This window comes from Paenibacillus sp. PsM32 (assembly GCF_030433815.1).
Classification (GTDB): Bacteria; Bacillota; Bacilli; order Paenibacillales; family Paenibacillaceae; genus Saccharibacillus; species Saccharibacillus kyungheensis.
The window spans coordinates 1-5,951 of record NZ_JARUWY010000029.1 but is presented as its reverse complement, the minus strand read 5'-3'; the positions used below and the strand labels follow the sequence as shown (position 1 = coordinate 5,951).

The window sequence follows — 5,951 nt, the reverse complement described above, 5'->3', positions numbered from 1 at the left end:
ATTGTTAGAACTCATCGGTTATATCCATGATGTATACATGTATTGTTAGAACTCACCGATTATATCTATGATGTATACCTGTAATATTGAAACTCACGGGTGATATAAATGTCTGCTTTTTCCTTGAGCATCTATGATTATGTCCTTCCTTATTTGCTCTATCTACAAGGAACATGGTTCAATAGAATTAATCTATGCAAAGTATAGTTATAGTTAGATTCGTACAGATCAATCTATACATAGAAAGGAGTATACAACCTTATGACATGGGTAATGGAACCGTTGGGAGATTCAGCAGTAGTGATCGAATTTGGAAGTATTATTGATAAGTCTATTTTAGAAAAAGTAACAGTAGCTGTTGCTGTCATAGAGCAACATCCATTTGACGGTTATATAGAGTGTATTCCTTCTTTTACTACGGTAACGGTGTTTTACGATCTGGATCAGATTAATTTGCATGATCTATACTCATGGACAGAACAGCAGAATACTGATAAGGAAGTGTCTGTTTTTGATTATATATGTTTTCTAATACAGCAATCGTTGGTATCGATCACATTACCGTCAGAGTATAATATACAATCAACTTCTAGCGCTCAATCACAATATCGCAATCACGTTATTCAGCCTGTGCATAAGGTGATAGATATTCCTGTATGTTATGGCAATGAATATGGACCTGATTTGAAATATGTAGCTACTTATCATCATCTTTCGGTCGAAGAAGTGATCGCTATTCATTGCAGTTGTGAATACTTGATTTATGCGATAGGATTTGCGCCGGGATTTCCTTATATGGGTGGGATGTCGACAAAGATTGCCACTCCTCGCAAAGCAACGCCTAGATTAGTAATTCCGGCAGGTTCGGTCGGTATCGCTGGTACGCAGACCGGTATTTATCCATTAGCAACACCGGGTGGATGGCAATTAATTGGTAGAACACCATTAACTCTTTTTCGACCGAATCAACATCCACCTGTTTTGTTAGCAAGTGGGATGTCTATTCGTTTTCGCGCGATTGATGAGGAAGAATATCGCTATTTAAAGCAAAAGCAACTCCATCCTTTAGCAGAAGAGGGGATATGATGACTATTTTGATTCACAAACCAGGACTGCTCTGTACGATTCAAGATCGTGGTCGGAAAAAGTATGGAAAATATGGAATAAGTATCAGTGGAGCAATAGATACGTTTGCACATCAAGTTGCGAATCGCTTAGTAGGCAATAACGAAGATCAGGCAACATTAGAGATTACGTTATCAGGATGGGTAGGCGAATTTCAAAGTGATCAATGGATAGCGATTACAGGCGGTGATCTTGGTGCACAGATTGATGGAAAAGAAGTTCCTATGTGGCGTCCGGTATGGGTGCGTCAGGGAAGTGTACTTGCATTCAAACGTGTTGTTAGCGGGTGTCGTGCTTATCTAGCAGTAAGTGGTGGTCTGGCTATAGATACAGTGATGGAAAGCAGGAGTACGTATTTGCGTGCAGGTATAGGAGGGTTAGAAGGAAAAGGGCTAAAAAAGAACGATAGTATTCATATCAAAAAAAGTAATCTTCGACCCCCATCTTCTGCTGATCTATCTACAGATCCTTTTTATTCTTTTCACTGGTCTGTAGCCTATTCGGTACTGCCTCATTATTCTCAATCCCCTGTAATACGCATTATTTCAGGTAGACAATGGGATGATTTTACTCAACAAAGTCAACGATTGCTTTGTGAAAGTGAATATCAGATCACACCACAATCCGATCGAATGGGTTATCGGTTGCAAGGCGCTACATTACAATTACATCAACCGCATGAATATATATCTGAAGCAGTGGCGGATGGGACAATTCAAGTACCCGTCGATGGACAACCTATTGTATTGCTGGCAGATCGCCAGACATTAGGGGGTTATCCCAAAATCGCACACGTTATTACAGTAGATCTGCCTGTGCTGGCTCAATTGGCACCGGGTTCATCGATTCGCTTTGATCGGATTACGTTGGCGGAAGCCCAATCGTTATCTATACATAAGCGTCATCAGCTACAATTACTGTATCGAACGATAGATGAAGCGCTACGTCCGTTGACGATTGGATAAGTAGTAAGTGATAGCATATGCTTCAATCAGGAAAAGTATAAACAAGTACAAAGTCATTCGTGATAAAAGGAGAACCGTATGGATACGATAGATATCAATTGTGACATGGGAGAAAGCTATGGTGCGTATACGATAGGAGCAGATGAACAACTATTTCCATACATTACATCTGCAAATATCGCTTGCGGATTACATGCAGGTGATCCGGGCGTAATGCGTCAATCTGTGCAATCTGCTTTGAAATATGGAGTGAAAATTGGAGCACATCCTGGATTACCCGATATACAGGGATTCGGACGGCGGAAGATGGATATTTCAGCAACAGAAGCGTATGATCTGATTACTTACCAGATTGGAGCATTAGCGGCTTTTGTACAGCAAGAAGGTGGAGTGTTACATCATGTCAAACCGCATGGTGCTTTGTATAATATGGCTGCCCAATCGCAAAGTCTAGCAGAAGCGATAGCAAAAGCTATATATCGTTTCAATCCCAAGTTAATTTTATATGGACTAGCAGGGAGCGCATTGATTGATGCAGGCAAGCACATAGGATTAACAGTAGTGAATGAAGTATTTGCAGATCGTACGTATGGCGATGATGGTCAGCTTACACCGAGAAGTGATCCACTTGCTTTGATTACAGATACAGAGCAAGCGGTACGTCAAGTAATCCATATGATCCAACAGCATAGCGTTATATCGACCAATGGAAACTCTATTCCACTTATAGCAGATAGTATCTGTATCCATGGAGATGGTCAACATGCTGTAGATTTTGTGAAAGAGTTGAAATCAAGATTAGAAGCCGAGCATATTCGTATTCAACCTGTTATGCAGATCAAATCATGATTAGATAACAGTGATATAGAAATGTCATATATTGAAGTAGGGTTTGATAGAAAAGGGGTTAAGACGTTGTGTAACCAATCTATATCTTTGTATCTACAAGAGGACGATTCTACGATAGAATCACCTCTTCATTATATTTATACGTATGCTTGTCATGAAGATGAAGTCGAATTATGTGATCTAGAATTGCGCTCATTATTAGGTCATTCACCACAGACCCGTTATATCAAAAGCGATATAGCGATAGCACCGAATCGAAGTCCTTTTATTCATTATCGTATTGCAACGCAGTATGAGGCGTCTACACTAGAACAATTGGAGCGTGTCGTTCAATCGATTGAATTAGAAGATCAGACATTCAAGTTAATATGTATTGATGCTGAACAGCTATTCACTTATGAAGAAAAGCGTCTGTTAGAACGTCGTATCGGTATGAATATTAAAGGAACAGCTCATATGAAACAGCCGCAAATTCTATTGGGATTAACATTTGCTGATCAACGATGGATTGTTGGAGAATGTATAGCTTCTAAACCGATCTGGCTTCACCATAATGATAAGCCCAGACATTATTCAACTGCACTTAGTACAAGAGTAGCTAGAGCAGTAGCCAATATTGCTGTGCCACAACCACAAGGGATGACAATGATTGATCCTTGTTGTGGTATCGGAACTGTTCTGATCGAAGCATTATCGATGGGAATCCAGATTGTAGGGTATGATCTTAATCCTTTGGCAGTGCAAGGAGCAAGAGAAAATCTACTTTATTACGAGATGCCCGATATTGTGAAGATTGCTGATATGCGAGCATTGGAAGGACGATACGATGCATTGATTTTGGATTTGCCTTATAATCTGTGCTCTGTTCTAAGTCAGCAGACACGATTAGAGATGCTTGCTAGCGCCAAACGACTTGGCGAACGTATTCTTATTCTAGCGACAGAACCTATTCAAGAATCAATCGCAGAAGTAGGTCTGCAAATACTGGAAGTCTGTCATATTCGTAAAGGAAAATTTGTACGCTATCTATTTATTTGTCAATCTTATCAAACGGATATGAGACTATAGATGCAATTTTTACTATTTATTCGACCATTGGATAAAAAAACTGTAAATTGTGTGTGAAATTTAGTAACATGTAAATAACCGGTGTGTTCCGGGAACTTACATATAGAGAGGATGTCTACCGATGAAATTTAGTGAATTTCCTTATGAACGCCCGAATTTGGACGCTGTCAAAGTTACTTTTGATGAGTTGTTGAGTCAATTTGTGAATGCGGTAACGTTTGCAGAACAAGATGTAGCAATGTCTGAAATTAACAAGTTGTTTAATACGTATTCTACTCAAGCTCAACTTGTCTATATTCGCCACTCCATTAATACAAATGATGAATTCTACAAAACAGAGCAAGATTATATGGATGAGATCGATCCTCTGTTCCAAGAATACATAGATACGTATTATAAAGCGCTGGTTACTTCTGCATTCCGCACTGAATTAGAGCAAAAATGGGGTAGTCATTTATTTGCATTAGCTGAGATGAAACTCAAAACATTCCATCCTGATATTATTGCTGATCTGCAACAGGAAAATAAATTAACGACTGCTTATGCTCAATTGATTGCTTCTGCAAAAATTCCATTTGAAGGCGAAGAACGTACTCTTTCTCAGTTAGCACCTTTTAGCCTTTCTAAAGATCGCGATATGAGACAACGTGCTGGAGAAGCTCGTTACGGATTCCTTGCTGAACAAGGCGAAGAATTGGATCGCATTTATGATGAACTGGTGAAGATTCGTACGACTATTGCTCATAAATTAGGCTACAAAACATTCACTGCATTAGGATATGCTCGTATGGGACGTACAGATTATGGCCCTGAACAAGTTGCTAATTTCCGCAAACAGGTTCAGGAATATATTGTTCCTGCGGCAGCACGTCTTAAAGAACGCCAACGTCAACGTCTTGGGTTGGATCGTTTGACGTATTTCGATCAAGATTATTCATTCCCAACCGGTAATCCTACACCTAAAGGCGACCCTGACTTTATTATCCAAAATGGTGCACAAATGTATAAAGAATTGTCACCAGAGATCAATGAGTTCTATGAATTTATGATGGAACATGAATTGATGGATCTATTAAGTAAAAAAGGTAAAATGGGTGGCGGTTATTGTACATTTATCAATGATCACCAAAGTCCATTTATTTTTGCCAACTTTAATGGAACATCCGGTGATATCGATGTACTAACTCATGAAGTAGGGCATGCTTTCCAAGTGTATGAAAGTCGTCATTTTGAAGTACCTGAATACACATGGCCTACATCAGAAGCAGCCGAAATTCATTCCATGAGCATGGAGTTCTTTACATGGCCGTGGATGGAATTGTTCTTCAAAGAAGATACAGAGAAATATAAATTCGATCATTTATCAAGTGGACTTATCTTTATTCCTTATGGAGTGGCTGTTGATGAATTCCAACATATCATCTATGAAAATCCAGAATTTACTCCGGCTGAGCGCAAAGCAGCTTGGAAATCGGTAGAAGAGAAGTATTTACCATTCTGGGATCAAAGCGATAATCTATATCTACAAAGTGGAGCATACTGGCAAAAACAAGCTCATATCTATGAGTCTCCGTTCTACTATATCGATTATACGCTTGCACAAATCTGTGCTTTCCAATTCTGGAAACGGATGAATGAAGATCAGAAGCCTGCATGGGCAGACTATCTACAACTATGTCGTGCTGGCGGAAGCAAGCCATTTACAGAGCTTGTCAAAGTGGGCGGATTAAACTCTCCATTTGAAGATGGCTGTGTCGCTTCTGTGATCGGTAATATTGAAGACTGGTTGAACAGTGTAGACGATAAGAAACTGTAAAAAATATTTTAACCAAGCAATAAGATTCATATATACGTGAGTGTGGAAAAGGCTGACTGCGATCTTGGATCAATGGTATTATCCCCTCAAGGTAGACAGTGAAAAAAGACCTCATGGTAAAATGAGAT

5 protein-coding genes are annotated in these 5,951 nt (G+C 39.4%); all 5 read left to right on the top strand.

Annotation, left to right across the window (positions count from 1 at the left end; translation table 11 throughout):
- Positions 1-261: 261 nt before the first annotated feature.
- Positions 262-1,086 carry a 5-oxoprolinase subunit PxpB gene (pxpB, locus tag QCD85_RS23515; protein ID WP_301264073.1) on the top strand — a complete coding sequence of 275 codons (825 nt, stop codon included), beginning with the start codon at positions 262-264 and terminating at the stop codon, positions 1,084-1,086.
- Positions 1,086-2,090 carry a biotin-dependent carboxyltransferase family protein gene (locus QCD85_RS23510; RefSeq protein ID WP_301264072.1) on the top strand — a complete coding sequence of 335 codons (1,005 nt, stop codon included), beginning with the start codon at positions 1,086-1,088 and terminating at the stop codon, positions 2,088-2,090. Before pxpB ends, QCD85_RS23510 begins: the two co-directional genes overlap by 1 nt.
- Before the next feature lie 78 nt (positions 2,091-2,168).
- On the top strand, positions 2,169-2,939 hold the full coding sequence (locus QCD85_RS23505) for a LamB/YcsF family protein (RefSeq protein ID WP_301264071.1): 771 nt from the start codon (positions 2,169-2,171) through the stop codon (positions 2,937-2,939).
- A 66-nt stretch (positions 2,940-3,005) separates the two neighbouring features.
- Positions 3,006-4,007: a TRM11 family SAM-dependent methyltransferase gene (locus QCD85_RS23500; RefSeq protein ID WP_301264070.1), complete on the top strand. Its 1,002-nt coding sequence runs from the start codon at positions 3,006-3,008 to the stop codon at positions 4,005-4,007.
- 121 nt (positions 4,008-4,128) lie between these two features.
- The gene (locus QCD85_RS23495; RefSeq protein WP_301264069.1) at positions 4,129-5,823 is read left to right on the top strand and encodes a M3 family oligoendopeptidase; all 1,695 of its coding nucleotides are present in this window, start codon (positions 4,129-4,131) and stop codon (positions 5,821-5,823) included.
- Positions 5,824-5,951: the final 128 nt, after the last annotated feature.

Coding starts and splice junctions, on each gene's coding strand:
- pxpB (WP_301264073.1), top strand. CDS start 262: ATGACATGGGTAATGGAACCGTTGGGAGATTCAGCAGTAGTGATCGAA.
- QCD85_RS23510 (WP_301264072.1), top strand. CDS start 1,086: ATGACTATTTTGATTCACAAACCAGGACTGCTCTGTACGATTCAAGAT.
- QCD85_RS23505 (WP_301264071.1), top strand. CDS start 2,169: ATGGATACGATAGATATCAATTGTGACATGGGAGAAAGCTATGGTGCG.
- QCD85_RS23495 (WP_301264069.1), top strand. CDS start 4,129: ATGAAATTTAGTGAATTTCCTTATGAACGCCCGAATTTGGACGCTGTC.